Origin of the sequence: Streptomyces sp. NPDC048018 (assembly GCF_043202995.1) — a bacterium.
In the GTDB taxonomy this organism is placed as follows: Bacteria; Actinomycetota; Actinomycetes; order Streptomycetales; family Streptomycetaceae; genus Streptomyces.
In genome coordinates this window covers 233624-249391 of sequence record NZ_JBIDBK010000003.1, presented here as the reverse complement: position 1 = coordinate 249391, position 15768 = coordinate 233624, and the positions used below count along the sequence as shown (strand labels likewise).

Sequence of the window (15768 nt, the reverse complement as noted above, 5' to 3'; positions counted from 1 at the left end):
CCGTAGCTGCCCGGCAGGCCCGCGTGCGGGTCGCCGGTGAAACCCGGCGCGAGGGCCGCCCGGGCCCGCCGCGTGCCCGGCCCTGTCTCGCCCGTCGCGTGCAGACCAGGTGTACCCACACAGGCCCGCCCCCGGCGGCACGCCGTGACGCCGCGCCCGGGCCGTCAGCAGCACCCACCACTCGTCCGCGTGACCGAACATCATCGGCGTCGCCCCCGGTGTCGCCTTCCCCTCACGCCTTCCTCCCCCGCCGCACCCCGGTGAGAACCTGTTCCGCGGAGCCCGCGCCCGGGAGATACCGCCCGGCGACGAGGCCGCGTCCACGGCATGCCTCGTCCTCCTCGTCGGCGACTCCGGGGCCGGGCGTCGGGGCGGCGATGCCTGCGGACGCCCGGACCCGGGTTCCTAGGCGTCAGATCATCATCAGCAGCCGGGTCTGGGGCACGAGCTTGCGGTTCACGCTCGTGCTCTGGACGAAGATGGTGAAATCGTCGTTGTGGTCGGGCTTGACGCGGACCTCGACGTCCGGCAGGCCGAGCAGGGCGCGGGCCTCCGGTCCGGTGTACACACGGTCCGTCTTCTTCTCGAGCACCGCGATCTGCTTGCGTGCCTGGATCTTCTCGGACTTGCTCAGCTCGTAGAACGCGCAGCCGGTGCGGTACGTGTGACCGGATTCGACGACCCACTCGCGGATCGCCACGTCACGCGTCACCGGGACCAACTGGTAGGCGGACGGATCCGCCGGGGTGAGTCCGGCCGCCTTGATGGTGTCCTTGTTGACGGCCTCCGCGCCCACGGAGAACACGGCCCGGGACCCGCGGATGCCCTTCGTACGTCCCACCATGAACTTCTCGGTGGCCTCCTGGATGACCTGCCCGGCCTCCTCCAGGCCCTGCGTGCTCGTGGCGTCCCAGATGGCGATGTTGTCCTTCGGGAATCCGCACTGCATCGCTTCGCGCTTGCCCATCTGGTCCGGCACGAGGACGGCGACCGTCCAGTTGTCCTGCTGCGTCTCGAACATCCCGGCCACGGCCTCGACGAGCTCCCGCGGCTTCTTGCTGGGGGCGTCGGGGCAGCGGTGGCTCGCGTTCTCCTGGCCGTCGGTCAGCACGAACGTCAGGAAGCTGTGGTCCCCGTACAGTTGGGCCGTCTCGGCGAGCTCGCGCTGCGACTTGAGTGCGGCCGCCAGCAGCGCGGTCATCCCGCCGGCCCGGTACAGCTGCTTCAGCGACGGCATCCGCAGCACGTCCTTGTCGTAGACGACGCACTCCACCTTGTCGGCGAAGACGTACACCGTGACGCGGGTCTCCTGGTCCAACTCCCGCGAGCGGCGGGCGAGATACTCGATCTGGCGATCGGCGACCTCGACGACCTTGCCGCTCAGGTGGGACATGGACGAGCTGGCATCCAGCACGAGGGCAACGTGGTTGATGTAGTTCTGGCTTCCGGACACGGGTAGCTCCCCCTCTTTCCGAATCGGTACCCCTACCGTCTCACCCACCACTGACAGTCGACCTCGGCCACGGGAGCGGCGCCGGAGCCCACCCATGGGGGCGGCGCCGGAACTCACCCATGGGGGCGGAGAAGGGGGAGGAGGGAGAGGGGAGAGGGAGTCGGAGGGCCGCTGTCGCATCAGGGGCCGGATCGTGCTCCGGGGCCCGTACCCGGACGCGGCGGCCGCGGTAGTGCCTGCGGGAGGCCGCCGGGGTCAGGGGGCCGGGGTCAGGAGGGCCGACGGGGTCAGGGTGACGGGGTCAGGAGGCCGACGGGGTGTCGAGAGGGACGTCCAGACGGTCGGCCAGGCCGGTGAGGGCCAGGCCGAGGGGGAGCGCGACGCGGCTGACGGCGTGCCGGTCGCCTCGCGTCGGGTCCCGGTTGATGATGAACACCGGCTTGCCGGCCTCGGCCGCCTGACGGACGAACCGCAGCCCGGACATCACCGTCAGGGAGGAGCCGAGCACCAGCACCGAGCTCGCCTCGCGTACCAGCGTGCGGCAGTGCTCGACCCGCTGCGGGGGGACGGATTCGCCGAAGAACACGACGTCGGGCTTCAGGATGCCGCCGCACGCCGCACAGGGCACCACCTGGAAGTCCCCTACCTGCTCGTCGGTGAGGTCGGCGTCACCGTCGGGGTTGATGCCGGCGGCCACCGGTTCGAAGCCCCGGTTGGCCTGTTCCAGTCGCCCGGCGAGTTCGTGCCGCGTGATGACGGCCTGGCAGGACAGACAGACGACCCGGCCCAGACTCCCGTGGAGTTCCACGACGCGCTCGGTGCCGGCGGCCTGGTGCAGCCCGTCGACGTTCTGGGTGATCACACCGGCCAGCAGACCGCTCCGGCCGAACGCGGCCACGGCCCCGTGCCCGGCGTTCGGCCGCGCCCGGCCGAAGGTGCGCCAGCCGAGGTGGCTGCGCGCCCAGTACCGGCGGCGGGCCTGTACGCCGCCGATGAAGTCCTGGTAGGTCATCGGGGTGTGCCGGCTCAGGCTGCCGCCCTCGCCCCGGTAGTCGGGGATGCCGGACTCGGTGGAGATCCCGGCGCCGCTCAGCACCAGCACTCTGCCGGCGCCGAGCGCGTCGGCGACCGGCCCCAGGTCCGTGGTACCCGGCGGCAGGTCCTCGGTGGGGGTCCAGCTCAAGGTGGGCCGCGTGCGCATGCGGCCAGGGTACGCAACCACCCGGGCAATCGCCCGTGCCGCCGACGGGACCCGGCGCCGGTGACCGGGACCGGCCCGGAGAGACGCCGGCGGGGCGGGCCGGGAGGCCATCACGCCCGCACCGGCTTCCGCCACGCCGCGAGGCCGGGCTGCTCGCGGAGGGTGACGCCCCCCCCCAACGCCATCAGCCGAGGGACCACCCGGGCTCGCCGGGCCCGGGCACGGGCCAGGCCGCCTCCGTGACCACGGGACTCGTCTGCCTCCGTGCCCGGGCTCGGCCGCACTCCGTCCCCGGACAGCCGCGGGCACGAGGCTGCCCCGCCTCCGGACCCGGGAAGGTCCGTCCCCGGACCCGGGAAAGTCCGTCCCCGGATTCGGCCGACCGCGGGCAAGGCTGTCCCGTCTCCGGGCCCGGCGGGTCCGGCCCCGGACTCGGCCGTCCCCCGGCCGGGCTGGCAATCGGAGCCTCGGGGTGCGGCGCCGCTTCCGCGCGGGTTGTCATACTGCTGCGATGCAGCCGCCCCCCTCGCGAGTCGTGCCGCCGGCGCCCGGCGCCGTACCCCGACCCGAACCCATAACCGCCGATCCCCGGCACGAGGCGAAGCCCGCGCTGCTCACCCAGTCGTGGCTCGACCTGGCGTTTCTGCACTGGGCCTTCGATCCTGCGGACGTGGCGCCGCTGCTCCCGGCCGGGACCGTGCCTGACACCCACGCGGGGGTCACGTACGTCGGCCTCGTCGCCTTCCGGATGCACCGCGTCGGCTGGTTCCGCCTGCCGGGCATTCCGTACCTCGGCAGTTTCCCGGAGACGAACGTCCGGCTCTATTCCGTCGACGAGCACGGGCGCCGAGGCGTGGTCTTCCGCTCGCTCGACGCCTCCCGGCTCATCCCCGTGGCGATCGGCCGCTGGGCGTTCCGTATCCCGTACGTCTGGTCGAAGATGGCCGTCCGACGGGACGGCGACACCCTCACGTACAGCAGCCACCGGCGCTGGCCGGGACCGCGGGGCGCTCGTAGTGCCCTCTCCGTGCGGGTCGGGGAGCGCATCGCGGAGCCCACCGACCTCGAACACTTCCTCACCGCCCGCTGGGGCATGCACAGCACCTGCTTCGGGCGTCCGCTGTACCTTCCCAACGCGCATCCCCGCTGGCCGCTCCACCGCGCCGAGCTGCTGTCGTACGACGAGGACCTGCTGGCCGCGGCCGGGCTGATCCGCCCGCCCGGCGGGCCGGTCAGCGTGCTCTACTCGCCGGGCGTCCCGGTCCGCTTCGGCGGCCCGCCCCGCATCCCGGCCCAGGCCTCGGCGCCGGCCCGGGAGTCAGTGGCGGCTGCCCCCACGTCTGCGACTCCGCCGGAAGCGTCGTCGGGGTCCTGAACGACCCGGGCGGTTCCGTCGGAGCCTTCGCGTTCGTCGAGATACGCCTCCAGCTGAGCGGCTCCGGCCAGCAAGGTGCGCCCGCGGGCCGACAGGCGCCCGTGCCAGTCGGACAGGGCGGCCTGGAGCGGCTCGAGTCCGCCGGCCGCCCGTACCTGAGTGATGAGCGGGGCGATCTGCTCCAGCAGGTAGCCACCGCGCCGGAGCTGGTGAGTCAGGCGGGCGTCGCGTACGTCGGCCTCGTCGTAGACGCGGTATCCGGTCAGCGGGTCGCGGGTCGGGCGCACCAGCCCAGCGTTCTCCCACTTGCGGAGCGTCGCGGGTCCGACTCCGAGCTTCCGGGCGAGCGGCCCGATGAACGTTCCACCCGACCCCGCCGCCGCGACCGGTTCGGGTCCCGACCCGCGTCCCGACCCCGTGACGGGTCCGGGCTCCGCCACGATCTCCGAGCCGTGCCCGGGCGCCGGCTCCGCCGCCAGGTCGCGCAGGGCGTTCTCCACGGCGCGCAGGGTTCGCCGGTCGTCGAGGAGTTGCGCGTGGCTCTCGTCGATGAGGCGGAACGCCTCCTCCAGGGTGCCCTGGTTCACGGCCCGCATGATCGACGTCGCGGTCCGGTGGCCGTGGCCGGGTACGAGGGCGAGAAAGGCGCGCAGCGCGGCCGCGTGCAGCGGGGTGTAGGTGCGGTAGCCGTGGGGTGTGCGACCGGCGGGCGGGAGGATGCCGGCCTCCTCGTAGTTCCTGACCGCCTGCGTGGACAGGCCGTGCCGGCGTGCCAGATCGACCGGCCGCAGGCGTCCGCCCGTTTGAAGGTTTTGCCGCATGCTGCCGCCGCCATCACGAGAAAGTTTCCACCGGAGGTTCAACGATAGCGTTGAAGGCATGGCGACTCACATCAAGGACACCGCCCATGCCGTCGACGCTGCCGCCCTGATGGGGGTGCTCCGGACCCGGCCCCGGCTGCTCGCCCTGGGCGAGCCGACCCACGGCGAGGACACCCTGCTCGACGTCCGCAACGAGCTCTTCCGGCAGCTCGTCGCGCAGGAGGGCTACCGGACGATCGCGATCGAGAGCGACTGCCTGATGGGCCTGGTCGTGGACGACTACGTCACGTCGGGAACGGGCACTCTCGACGAGGCCATGGAGCGTGGATTCAGCCACGGCTGGGGCGCCTCCTCGGCCAACCGCGAGCTCGTGCGCTGGATGCGCGCCTACAACGAGGGCCGCCCCGCCCCCGAGCGGGTCCGCTTCGCCGGCTTCGACGGGCCCCTGGAGATCACCGGCGCGGCCGCCCCCCGGCAGGCTCTGACGGCGCTGCACGGCTACCTGTCGACCTGGGGGGACGCGGACCTGCTCCCCTGCACGGCCGACACCCTCGACCGGCTGCTCGGGGACGACGAACGGTGGACCGAGCCCGCCGCGATGACGGACCCCGGCCGGTCGGTCGGGCGGTCTGCCGACGCCGGTCGCCTGCGGCTGCTCGCCGACGACATGGCGGCCCTGCTCGACGAGCAGGCGCCCGGCCTGATCGCGGCGACCTCACGCGAGGACTGGGACCGGGCGAGCCTGTACGGGCGCACCGCCACCGGTCTGCTGCGCTATCACCACTGGATGGCCGACACCTCGCCCGCGCGACTGACGCGCCTGGTGGGCGTCCGTGACGAGATGATGGCCCGCAACCTCCTCGCCCTCGCCGCCCGCGGCCCCGCACTCGTCCACGCCCACAACTCCCACCTCCAGCGGGAGAAGAGCACGATGCGGATGGGCGGGAAGCCGCTCGAGTGGTGGAGCGCGGGCGCGCTGGTGAGCAGCCGCCTCGGGGACGGGTACGCCTTCGTCGCCACCGCGCTCGGCACCATCCGGCACCAGGGAGTGGACACCCCGCCGCCGGACACCATCGAAGGACTCCTGTACGAGCTCCCCGACGCGCACCACGTCGTCGACGCCGCCCGACTCGCCACCGCCCTCGGCGACACGACCCCCCGGCGCCGGGTGTCACCGTGGTTCGGATACGCCTCGTTCGACCCGGCCCATCTGGCGGGGAGCGACGGGATCGTCTTCGTGAAGGATGCCCTGCAGAGCTGAGGCGTCTCCTGCGCCGTCCTCGCTGGGAGGCCTCGCCGCGCCAGGGAACGGCCCGCAGCCCGCGGTTTGAAGGGGCTTCGGCGCCGCCAGTCTGTGAGGGAGGCCGCCGGCAGGAGCGGTCGGGGGGACGGAGGAGCGCCGCGATGACCGAACTCCGCATGCCGGAGGCGCCGTTGAGCTGGGTTCCGGCCACGCTGAAGAAGGGGGAGTGGCTTCTTCCGCCGCCGGACGGGCAGCCGGACGAAGCCTGGGTGGGGGCCGTCCATGGCCGACTCTGGCAGGGCACGGGCTTCGTCCTGGTCCCCGGTCTGCAGCTCGGGGGGCTTACCGAGCGGCAGTGCGTCGAACGGTGCGCGCGGATCGTCGGCCAGGTGTGTGCCCCGGTGGGCCTGCGCCTCCAACGGTCGGCGGGCGAGCTGCTGACCGCGGCGACGGCCCCCGCCGTCCCGCGAACGCCGGACACGGACGCCCCGGCCACCCCCGACGGGGACGACCGGCTCCTCCTCCCGCACACGGACCGCGGCGAGCGCCCCCGCCCGCCCCGGCTTCTGGCACTCCTGTGCATCCGGCCGGCGTCCGAGGGCGGAGAGTCCCTCCTGGCCAGCGGCCCGGCCCTCCGCGACCACCTGGCAACCGAGCGGCCGGAAGCCCTCCGCGAGCTCTCCGGGGACTTCCGCTTCGGCCGCGGCCCGGACTTCGATCGCGTCCGCCCGGTCTTCCGCCTCGACGGCGGAACGCCACGGGTGCACTACAACCGTTACTGGATCCGCCGCGGCCAGGACGAGACCGGCACCCCTTTCAGCCCGGCGCGGGCTGATGCCCTGGACGCGATGGACGCCCTGCTGCACGATCCGGCCGTGGTGCTGAGCCTGCCGCTGCGTCGAGGCGACCTTCTGCTGGTGAACAACTCCGCCGTGCTGCACGGCAGGAACCCCTTCCACGACGCCGGTGCGCCGGGCGGCGGACGCTGCTACGCGCGCATCTGGGCGGACTGACGCGCGCGACCCGAGGGCGGCGAGGCGGCGGACCTTGTCGGGTGCGGGCCCGGTGGGACGGTGGGGCCCGCCGGGCCCGGCCTGCACACGGCGGCGGCCCCTGCCGGGGCGCGGCCTCGACGAGGGGCCGGGCCCCGGCCGAGGGCGCCCGGTGCGACGCCGGACGGATGTCCGATGCCGTCCAAGCCGACGGCGATCGACCGCAATCGACGGAGATCAACCGCGACCAACGGCGAGGGACCGCAATCGACGGCAGTCGAGCTGGATGTGGCCGGCCCTCGGATCGGTCAGTGGAGGACCTGGAGGGCTCCCGGGAGTACGCGGGCGGTGAGCGGAAGGGTGGCTTCGACCTCGCCGTCGGCGCCGTACGGGACGGGGCGGTCGGCCTCGATGCGCACCTCCTTGCCCTGGACGACGCGCACTTGGGGGCGGTGGATGTGGCGGCCGCTGTCGAGCTCCTGCATCAGGGAGAAGAAGAGGCGGCGCGGGGCGTCGTGGATCATGACGATGTCCAGCAGGCCGTCGTCGAGGCGGGCACCCGGGGCGATGTGGCGGGCCGAGCCGTAATAGCCGGAGTTGGCGGCCACCACGGTGTATCCGGTGTAGGCGTGTTCGTGACCGTCGACGGTCACGCGGTAGCGGGTCGGGCGCCAGGTGGTGATCGCGCGCAGGGCCCCCGCGTAGTAGGACGCCGTGCCGCGCAGCAGGCGGGCCTGGTTCGCGTGGCGGTTGGCGAGCGCGTCGATGCCCGCGTAGAGGCTGCCCAGCACGACGGTCCGGTCGTGGACGGCGGACGTGACCTCGATGGTGTCGACGGGACGCGGCTCGCCCTCGAGGAGCAGACGGGCGAGCTGTTCCGGTTCGTCGGGCAGCTCCAGGGCCCGGGCGAAGTCGTTGCCGCGACCGGCCGGTACGAGTCCGAACAGCGCTCCGGTGCCGCTGAGCGCGCCGCCGATGCCGCCGGCCATGCCGTCGCCGCCGACGGCGAGTACGACCCGTCCGCGCTCGGCGGCCTGCAGGGCGAGTTCGCGGGCGTGGGCGAGACTGCGGCTGTACTCGGTGTCCAGGGCGGCGCCGGCCTCCCGCAGCAGCCGGGCGACCTTCAGCAGGGCCGCTGCGCCGGTGGCGCTGCCCGCGGTGGGGTTGACGACGGCCGTGAACTGTCGCATCAGATGCCTCCGGGCGAAGGGGGTGGTGCCGGGCGGTGGGTGGGTGTGTACAGGCGTGCAGGGCGGCCCTCGTGGGCTGACGGGTGCCCACGGAGAGCGGGCGGAGGGGCCGGCGGTCGGGGATGCGTGACGGCTCGGGGGCCGGGGGAGGGGTGTGGCGGGGATCCGGCCCGGGTGATGGGACCGGGTCCCCGCGCGCTCCGGGCTTCCGCCCGGCCGGAAGATCGCGAGGTTCCCCGCGCCGGCCCCCGCCCTGCGGATCACGCACCGACCGAGCCCCCGAGCCCCTGTCAGCCTCGCGAGCCCCGTCCGTACCGGGCCCGCGAAGGGTGCCAGGTCCGTTGGAGCGGAGGCCGCTGGGCGGGGCCCGCCGGAGCCACGCCCTCCGGAGCCCGGTCCGCGCGACCGGCGCGACCCGTCCCGCCGGGTCCGGGGTCAGTCCGTGGGCAGCAGGACGCCCGGGTTGAGCAGACCCTCCGGGTCGAGGCGGTCCTTGACCGCCCGGAGGGCGGCGATGCCGAGGTCGCCGACTTCGCGCTCGTACCAGTCGCGGTGGTCGGTCCCGACGGCGTGGTGGTGGGTGATGGTGCCACCGGCCGCGATGATGGCGTCGTTCGCGGCGTGCTTGGCGCGGGTCCAGTGCGCGACGGGCTCGTCGCCCTGGGCGGAGACCACGGTGAAGTACAGGGACGCGCCGTTCTCGTACACGTGCGAGATGTGGCACATCACCAGGGGCGGCGTCCCGGCCTCGGTGAGGGTGTGGGTGAGCGCGTCGCGTACGGCGGCGTACAGACCGGGGAGGCGCGACCAGTAGGCGGCCGTCTCCAGGGTCTCGGCCAGGGCGCCGGTCTCGAGGAGGGAGTCGCGCAGGTACGGGGCGGAGTAGCGCCCGTGCGCCCAGCGCTCGCCCGGCTCGTCGCCCGCGAAGGTGCCTCCGCAGGCGGTGAGGACGGCGGCGGCGGCATCGCGGCGCTGCATGGTGTCCTCCTCGGTGCCTTCGAAGCCGACGATGGCGAGGCAGCCGGCGTTCGGTGCGTCCCCGGACCCGGCGGCGGCGCCGATGGCGTCGGGCTGGGCGAGCCCGATGAGGGTCTCGGTCTCGTCCGAGAGGCGGAGCACGGTCGGGCGCGGACCGTCCTGGGCGAGCGTGCGCAGGGCGGCGGCACCCTCGGAGAAGGACGCGAAGCGCCAGCCCTCGTAACGCCGCACCTGGGGCACGGGGCGGATCCGGACGGTGACCGCGGTGATGACGCCGAAGGCGCCCTCGGAGCCCAGCATCAGCTGGCGCAGGTCGGGACCGGCGGCCGAGCGGGGGACGCGGCCCGTCTCGAGGGTGCCCTGGGGCGTGGCGAGGGTGAGGCCGAGGACCATCTCGTCGAAGCGGCCGTAGCCGGCCGAGGCCTGGCCGCTGGAGCGGGTCGCGGCGAAGCCGCCGATGGTCGCCCACTCGAAGGACTGCGGGAAGTGGCCCAGGGTGTAGCCGTGTCCGGCGAGCAGCGCTTCCGCCTCGGGCGCCCTGAGACCCGGCTGCAGGGTGGCGGTGCGCGATACGGGGTCGATGTCGAGCAGCTGGTTCATCCGCCGCAGGTCCAGGGCCACGAACCCGGCCTGCGCCCGGGGGGCGAGGCCGCCGACGACGGAGGTGCCGCCGCCGAACGGGACGAGCGCCAGGCCGTGTGCGGCGCAGGCGCCGAGCACGGCGAGCACCTCGTCGTGGCCGGCCGGCAGGACGACGGCGGCCGGGGCGTCGTCGGCGACGTCGCCGTTCCGCATGCGTACCAGGTCCGGGGTGGACTTGCCGCGGGTGTGCCGGATCCGGCTCTCCGCATCCACCCGCACCCCGTCCTCCCGTCCGCCGACGGCCGCGATCAGGGCCTGGTGCGCGGCGTCGTCCAGCGCGGGCAGCGGGAGGGCGATCTCCTCCAGCCGGGACGACGCGGCGGTGAGCGGCTTGACGCCCAGCCAGTCGCGCAGCAGGCCGGTCACGGCCTCGGGCAGCGGCGTCGCCTTGGCCGGGTCGCCCCAGCCGTTGAACAGCATGTCCATGCCTGTCGTCCTCATCGGTCGTTTCGAGGGGTGCGGCCCCAGGAACCTCTCGGGCGGGCCGTCCCCCATGGCCGTACCGGGCCCGGTCGCGCCGGGCCCGGTGATGCCGCGTCGGGCTGCGGTGGACCGGCCGTCATGTCGTGCCGGAGCGCGCCGGGCCCGCCATGCCGAGGTCGTGTCGAGGGGAAGTGGCCGCCCCGGGGAACCCCAGGGGCGTTACACTGTTACACATGACGCCCAACCGTCACAACCACTCGGCTCGCCAGAGCTCCTCCGACAACGACGCGGTCCTCGACGCCGTACGCGACTGCGTCATGGCCGTCGGCGTCCGCCGTACGACGATGACCGACGTCGCCCGCCGGGCCGGCGTCTCCCGCATGACGCTGTACCGGCGCTGGCCTGACGTGAGATCCCTCGTCGGCGACCTGATGACCCGCGAGTGGATCGACGTGGCGACGGGCGCCATGCCCGCACCCCGCACCGACACCGCCACCCGCACCCGGATGGTCGACGGACTGGTGGCAGGCGTACGCGCCTTCCGGACGCACCCGCTCTTCCACAAGATCCTCGACGTCGACCCCGAGCTGCTCCTGCCGTACATGCTCGACCGGCGCGGTGCCAGCCAGGACGCCCTGCTCGAACTGCTGACCGGCGCGCTCCGCGAAGGACACGCCGACGGCTCGGTCCGCACCACCCACCCCGAACGCCAGGCACGCGCCGTCCTGCTCACCGTCCAGTCGTTCGCCCTGTCGCTGCGGACCATGACGGACGAGGACGACGACGAGCTGAACTGCACGGCCTTCTACGCCGAGCTGCACACCATCCTGGAAAGGATCCTCACCCCATGAGCCCGACCAGCCCCACCGCAGCCGGCTCCCCGAGCCCCACCGGCGCCTCCGCAACCGGATCTTCGAGCTCGAGCGGTCCCATGGCAGCCGGCTGTTCCAGCCCGGCACGTCCGGGCGGGTCGGGAAGGCCGGCACGTGCGCAGAGCGTGGTCACTTCGGCCGGTCCGGGAGGCCCGGCACGTCAGGACGGCACGGCCGGTCCGGCGCGTCCGGACGGCGTGGCCGGTCCGGTCGGCGGGGCAGGTCCGGTTCCCCGGGCCGGTACAGCCCGATCCGCCGGCCGGGCGAACGCGGCGAAGCCGTCCCGGGCGACCGGCGCCCCGACCGCCCCGACCGCGTCGGGGTCCTCGCTCAACGCCGCCCGCCGCGCCGACGACCTCGCCCGCGCCACCGACGGCCGCACCGTCGACGTGCTGGTCGTCGGCCTGGGCGCCACCGGTGCGGGAGCCGCCCTCGACGCCGCCGCCCGCGGCCTGAGCGTGGTCGCCATCGACGCCCACGACCTCGCCTTCGGCACCTCGCGCTGGAGCTCCAAGCTCATTCACGGCGGGCTGCGCTACCTCGCCTCCGGACAGCTCGACGTCGCCCACGAGAGCGCCGTCGAACGCGGCATCCTCATGGAGCGCACCGCCCCCCACCTCGTACGCGCCCAGCCGTTCGTCCTGCCCCTGACCCCGATGGTCAGCCGTGCGCAGGCCGCCCTGGCCTGGGCCGGATTCCGCGCCGGCGACACCCTGCGTCTGGCCGCCCGCACCGCCCGCGCGACGCTGCCCGCGCCGCGTCGCCTCTCCACCGCCGAGACCCGCCACCTCGCTCCCGCGCTGCGCGCCGACGGCCTGCGCGGCAGCCTGCTGTCCTGGGACGGACGCGTGACGGACGACGCCCGCCTGGTCACCGCCCTGGCCCGCACCGCGGCGGCGCAGGGCGCCCGGATCCTCACCCGCGTCCGCGCCCTCGACCTCACCTCCACCGGCGCCCGCATACGCGACGAACTCACCGGCGAGGAAGGCGAGATCCGCGCCCGCGCCGTCATCAACGCCTCCGGAGTCTGGGCCGGGGAACTCGTCGACGGCGTACGCATCCGCCCCTCCCGCGGCACCCACCTCGTCCTGCGTTCCGAAGACCTCGGCCCGCTCCCGGCCGGCCTGCACATCCCCATCCCCGGTGAGACCAACCGCTTCGTGCTCGTCCTGCCCCAGGGCGACGGCCGCGTCTACGTCGGGCTCACCGACGAACCCGTGGACGGCGACATCCCCGACGTCCCCGAGGTTCCCGAGACCGACATCGGCTTCCTCCTCGACGTCCTCGGCTCCGTCCTGGACGTCCCCGTCCGCCGCGACGACGTCGTCGGCGCCTTCGCGGGACTGCGCCCCCTGCTGGACACCCCGCCCACCCGGCCCGGCGCCGCCCCCCGCACCGCCGACATCTCCCGCCGCCACGCCGTCCTCACGTCCTCCGTCGGGGTGACCACGGTCGTGGGCGGCAAGCTCACCACCTACCGGCGCATGGCCCAGGACGCCGTCGACGCCGCGGTCGCGACCCACGGTCTGCCCGCGGGGCCCTCTCCCACGGCCACCCTCCCCCTCGTGGGAGCCGCCACCCCGCGCACGCTCTCCGCCCTTCGCGCCCCCCGCCGCCTCGTCCAGCGCTACGGTACCGAGGCCGCGGCCGTCCAGGCCCTCGCCGAACGGCACCCCGACCTCGCCGCCCCCCTCCTGCCCGGCCACCCCGTCACCGGCGCCGAAGTCCTCTGGGCGACCCGCCACGAGGGCGCGCTCGACGAGTCGGACCTCCTCGACCGCCGCACGCGCATCGGCCTGGTCCCGGAGGACCGCGCCGAAGCCCTGGCCGCCGTCAGGGAGATCGTCGAGGACGCCCTGCCGCGACCGAACTGACCAGGACGGCCGCCCACCCCTGCCGGGGGGACACGGCGCGGGCGTCGGCCGGACGTCTCGCACGAGCCCTCGGCCCGAGCGCCTGACAGTCGGGGCTCTGCCTGATGACGCATCAGGCAGAGCCCGGCAACTGCCCGTTCCCTTCGAGCGACGGGCGCCTCAGACGGCCGGCAGGGAGGGGTCGGGTGTCCAGGGGACGGGGGCGGTGATGGACCAGCGCTCGTGGTCCCGCCAGCCACCGTCGATGTAGAGGTAGGCGGGTGAGATCCCTTCGAAGCGGAAGCCCAGCCGCCGGACCACGGCCAGGGACGCCTCGTTCCCGGGCTGGATGTTGGCCTCCAGCCGGTGGAGCCGCAGGTCGCCGAAGGCGTGCCGCAGGGTCAGGGCCAGCCCTTCGGTCATGTAACCCCGCCCCGCGGAGGGGGCGAAGGCCGCGTACCCGAGGGACGCGCCCTGATAGCGGCCCCTGATGATCGAATTGATGTTGACCATGCCGGCCGCTGCGCCGGTCTCCCGGACGCGTATCAGAAAGCCTCGGTTGGTGCCGTCGTCGAAGCGGCGCATCCAGGCGTGGAACGCCTCCGCGTCCGCCGGCAGCTGCATCCACGGATGGTGCAGCTCGGCACTGGCCCGCACGAGCGCGCAGAACTCGTCCTGGTCGGAAAGGGTGAGCGGGTGCAGTGCGACCCGTGACGGCGTAGTGATCACGCCCCTACGTTAGGGCAGCGGGCCGGTGGGCACCCGGGTGATTCCCTGACCCGGTGCCTCACCGGAGGAACGCGTCCTCGCCCTGGACCCGGAAGACCGTTCAGGCGTCCTCGCTCGCACGGCGCGCCGTGACGGCACCCTCATCCGGCCGCCGTCCGGCCGCCGCACCGCGGAACGACCGGGCGGTGTTCTCCGGCCCCTCACTCCGGGCAGATCTTGTTGCACTTGCCGTCGTCGTTCCGTGGCCACTCGCAGCAGGCGTGGTGCGCGGAGCGTGTGGCCTCGACGGTGTCGCGATCGACGAACTCCGTGACGATGCGACCGTCGTCGACGCGTGTGACCCCGACCTGCTTCCTGAAGTCGATCTTGAGGATGTCGAGCTCCAGCCTTCGGCAGGTCACCGCGTAGCGCCTCGCGGCCTCGGGGTGCCTGGCGAACAGTTTGTCGACCTCTTCGAAGAAGTCTGGGTCGCGTTCCGGCCCGCAGGCAGGCTTGGTGTTCATGGCTGCGCTCCCGGCGTCGTCTGCTTGGAGCCCCAGAACCATCGTCTCGCAGCATGCAAGCGGGTGCCACCGATCCCCTGACCGTCTCCGGTTCGACCATGCCTGGGGTGTGGGCGATCCGCGGTCGGTCCGGGCAGCAGCGGCCGCGATCGTGCGGGTGCAGGACGGAGCTCGTCCGGGCTTCACCTCAAGGCCGGGTAACGGCAGCGCAGACGGCAGGAGTTGCGTGCGAGACTGCGCGCTCGGACGGAAGCAGAGGTAGGGGGTGCCGGATGAGCCGGCGGAAGGTGGAGTGGGGGAGGTCCTTGCCGTTCGTGACGCTGGTCGGCGCGATCGTGCTGTCGGCGGCGGCCTGCTCACCCGAAGTGCGTCCGCTCGCCGCGGTGTACGCGGACGAGGACGGGGCGCCGCACGCGCTCCTGAGGACATGCGACGAGGACGGCCGCGTACGCGCTCCCTGGTTGCGGGGCACGCTCCCGTCAGAGGCCCCGGACGGCACGGCGGACGAGGGTCGGGGGGCCGGCACGGCGGACGAGGCGTCCGAAGCGGAGGCGTCCGCGATGGAGGAACCGTGGACCGGCTGGGAGACCGGAGGCATCCACAAGGCAGCGGACTTTCCCCTCTTCTCGCCGCCCGCGTCGTGGACGGCGGAGACCAGGGGCCGGCAGGCCCTGCAACCGGGACACGAGTACGAGCTGGGGTTCGCGGACCCCAGTGACTCCTACGTCTACAACGGGGTGGTGACCTTCGACGCCGGACAACTGGCGCTGGTACCCCCGGGACACGTGCTGACCATCCGCGGTGCGATGACGCGCGAGGCCTTCGAGGACGCCGCGCGCAGCGCGTGTTGACCGCTCATCCCGTGCTCGCGAGGATCCGGGCAGGCCCCGCGCCGTGCGAATTACGCGGGGCCGCCTGGAGAAACACCCATCGGGGTGTCACTGCGACGGTACGGCGCGCGGCGCGGGTGCGCACGTCGGGCCGTGGCCCGGAGAGTCGACGACCTGGTCGAAGTAGGTCCAGCCGTCCACCTGGACGTTCCTCTGCCCCGGCCCGGTGTCCAGGACGGATGCGGCGGCCTCGAGAAGGCTTCGCACCGTCCCCGGTTCATAGAGGTTGAGATGGTTACGGTCGGACAGCCGGACGGCCGTGCCCGACTCGAAGTAGCAGTGGGAGATGACACGGTCCGGTGTGGGCCGGAACACGAGCGACAGACGGCGTCCGGACCGTCCGCCCCGGCACGCAGGGTCCGGGAACAAGGCCAACGTCAGGCGGCAGTCCTCGTAGTCGGGTCGCAGGCGTTGGCGCACCGACCAGTACCAGATTCCCCGGTCGGTGACGAGGCGCCGGAGACGTCGATCGTTCTTCACCGGGTCACCGTAGAGACCGCCGAAGCCGATGCGCAGCCGATTTATCGCGCCCTCTCACGGGGCAGGCGGCGTTCTCGCGCCTCGGTAGGAGACGGCGGTGCGTGCGGGCGGCCTGGGCGTGCG

Annotated in this window: 13 protein-coding genes and 1 pseudogene; 6 read left to right on the top strand and 8 right to left on the bottom strand. The window is 73.7% G+C overall.

From position 1 onward, the window contains the following. Positions 1-412: 412 nt before the first annotated feature. Both ACGF1Z_RS12445 and ACGF1Z_RS12440 read right to left on the bottom strand, forming a co-directional pair. Complete coding sequence (locus ACGF1Z_RS12445; RefSeq protein WP_393002866.1) at positions 413-1453, bottom strand: vWA domain-containing protein; 1041 nt, start codon at positions 1451-1453, stop codon at positions 413-415. A 301-nt stretch (positions 1454-1754) separates the two neighbouring features. Beyond that, on the bottom strand, positions 1755-2654 hold the full coding sequence (locus ACGF1Z_RS12440; protein ID WP_393002864.1) for an NAD-dependent protein deacetylase: 900 nt from the start codon (positions 2652-2654) through the stop codon (positions 1755-1757). A gap of 511 nt (positions 2655-3165) precedes the next feature. On the opposite strand from ACGF1Z_RS12440, the gene ACGF1Z_RS12435 reads away from it, so the two are divergent. Then, positions 3166-4029: a YqjF family protein gene (locus ACGF1Z_RS12435; RefSeq protein WP_393002862.1), complete on the top strand. Its 864-nt coding sequence runs from the start codon at positions 3166-3168 to the stop codon at positions 4027-4029. A gap of 29 nt (positions 4030-4058) precedes the next feature. Here ACGF1Z_RS12435 and ACGF1Z_RS12430 read toward each other — a convergent pair. After that, positions 4059-4850, bottom strand: a pseudogene (locus ACGF1Z_RS12430) (TioE family transcriptional regulator); the annotation flags it as partial. Positions 4851-4908: 58 nt separating this feature from the next. Between ACGF1Z_RS12430 and ACGF1Z_RS12425 the strand changes: the two are divergent. Both ACGF1Z_RS12425 and ACGF1Z_RS12420 read left to right on the top strand, forming a co-directional pair. Next, positions 4909-6111, top strand: coding sequence for an erythromycin esterase family protein (locus ACGF1Z_RS12425; protein WP_393002860.1), 1203 nt, complete (start codon positions 4909-4911; stop codon positions 6109-6111). Between the two features lie 143 nt (positions 6112-6254). After that, complete coding sequence (locus tag ACGF1Z_RS12420; protein WP_393002858.1) at positions 6255-7106, top strand: TauD/TfdA family dioxygenase; 852 nt, start codon at positions 6255-6257, stop codon at positions 7104-7106. Positions 7107-7393: 287 nt separating this feature from the next. Here the strand turns inward: ACGF1Z_RS12420 and ACGF1Z_RS12415 are convergent, their stop codons facing one another. After that, a complete protein-coding gene (locus ACGF1Z_RS12415) occupies positions 7394-8275 on the bottom strand; it encodes a YegS/Rv2252/BmrU family lipid kinase (protein WP_393002856.1) in 882 nt (293 codons plus the stop codon). A gap of 435 nt (positions 8276-8710) precedes the next feature. Further along, entirely contained in the window at positions 8711-10321 is a 1611-nt protein-coding gene (locus ACGF1Z_RS12410) for an FAD-binding oxidoreductase (protein WP_393002854.1), read from the bottom strand. A 230-nt stretch (positions 10322-10551) separates the two neighbouring features. Between ACGF1Z_RS12410 and ACGF1Z_RS12405 the strand changes: the two genes are divergently transcribed. After that, positions 10552-11169 carry a TetR/AcrR family transcriptional regulator gene (locus ACGF1Z_RS12405; protein ID WP_393002852.1) on the top strand — a complete coding sequence of 206 codons (618 nt, stop codon included), beginning with the start codon at positions 10552-10554 and terminating at the stop codon, positions 11167-11169. 218 nt (positions 11170-11387) lie between these two features. Continuing rightward, on the top strand, positions 11388-13064 hold the full coding sequence (locus ACGF1Z_RS12400) for a glycerol-3-phosphate dehydrogenase/oxidase (protein WP_393002850.1): 1677 nt from the start codon (positions 11388-11390) through the stop codon (positions 13062-13064). A 159-nt stretch (positions 13065-13223) separates the two neighbouring features. Here ACGF1Z_RS12400 and ACGF1Z_RS12395 read toward each other — a convergent pair whose 3' ends face one another. Then, entirely contained in the window at positions 13224-13772 is a 549-nt protein-coding gene (locus ACGF1Z_RS12395; protein ID WP_393002848.1) for a GNAT family N-acetyltransferase, read from the bottom strand. Positions 13773-13972: 200 nt separating this feature from the next. Then, complete coding sequence (locus ACGF1Z_RS12390) at positions 13973-14275, bottom strand: hypothetical protein (RefSeq protein WP_393002846.1); 303 nt, start codon at positions 14273-14275, stop codon at positions 13973-13975. Between the two features lie 314 nt (positions 14276-14589). On the opposite strand from ACGF1Z_RS12390, the gene ACGF1Z_RS12385 reads away from it, so the two are divergent. Next, positions 14590-15126 carry a hypothetical protein gene (locus ACGF1Z_RS12385; protein ID WP_393004141.1) on the top strand — a complete coding sequence of 179 codons (537 nt, stop codon included), beginning with the start codon at positions 14590-14592 and terminating at the stop codon, positions 15124-15126. Positions 15127-15213: 87 nt separating this feature from the next. On the opposite strand, the gene ACGF1Z_RS12380 is transcribed toward ACGF1Z_RS12385, so the two are convergent. Beyond that, entirely contained in the window at positions 15214-15645 is a 432-nt protein-coding gene (locus ACGF1Z_RS12380) for a hypothetical protein (RefSeq protein WP_393002844.1), read from the bottom strand. Positions 15646-15768: the final 123 nt, after the last annotated feature.

Excerpts from the sequence above, each read along its gene's own strand:
- ACGF1Z_RS12440 (WP_393002864.1), bottom strand. The coding sequence starts at position 2,654 with ATGCGCACGCGGCCCACCTTGAGCTGGACCCCCACCGAGGACCTGCCG.
- ACGF1Z_RS12435 (WP_393002862.1), top strand. The coding sequence starts at position 3,166 with ATGCAGCCGCCCCCCTCGCGAGTCGTGCCGCCGGCGCCCGGCGCCGTA.
- ACGF1Z_RS12425 (WP_393002860.1), top strand. The coding sequence starts at position 4,909 with ATGGCGACTCACATCAAGGACACCGCCCATGCCGTCGACGCTGCCGCC.
- ACGF1Z_RS12420 (WP_393002858.1), top strand. The coding sequence starts at position 6,255 with ATGACCGAACTCCGCATGCCGGAGGCGCCGTTGAGCTGGGTTCCGGCC.
- ACGF1Z_RS12415 (WP_393002856.1), bottom strand. The coding sequence starts at position 8,275 with ATGCGACAGTTCACGGCCGTCGTCAACCCCACCGCGGGCAGCGCCACC.
- ACGF1Z_RS12410 (WP_393002854.1), bottom strand. The coding sequence starts at position 10,321 with ATGGACATGCTGTTCAACGGCTGGGGCGACCCGGCCAAGGCGACGCCG.
- ACGF1Z_RS12405 (WP_393002852.1), top strand. The coding sequence starts at position 10,552 with ATGACGCCCAACCGTCACAACCACTCGGCTCGCCAGAGCTCCTCCGAC.
- ACGF1Z_RS12390 (WP_393002846.1), bottom strand. The coding sequence starts at position 14,275 with ATGAACACCAAGCCTGCCTGCGGGCCGGAACGCGACCCAGACTTCTTC.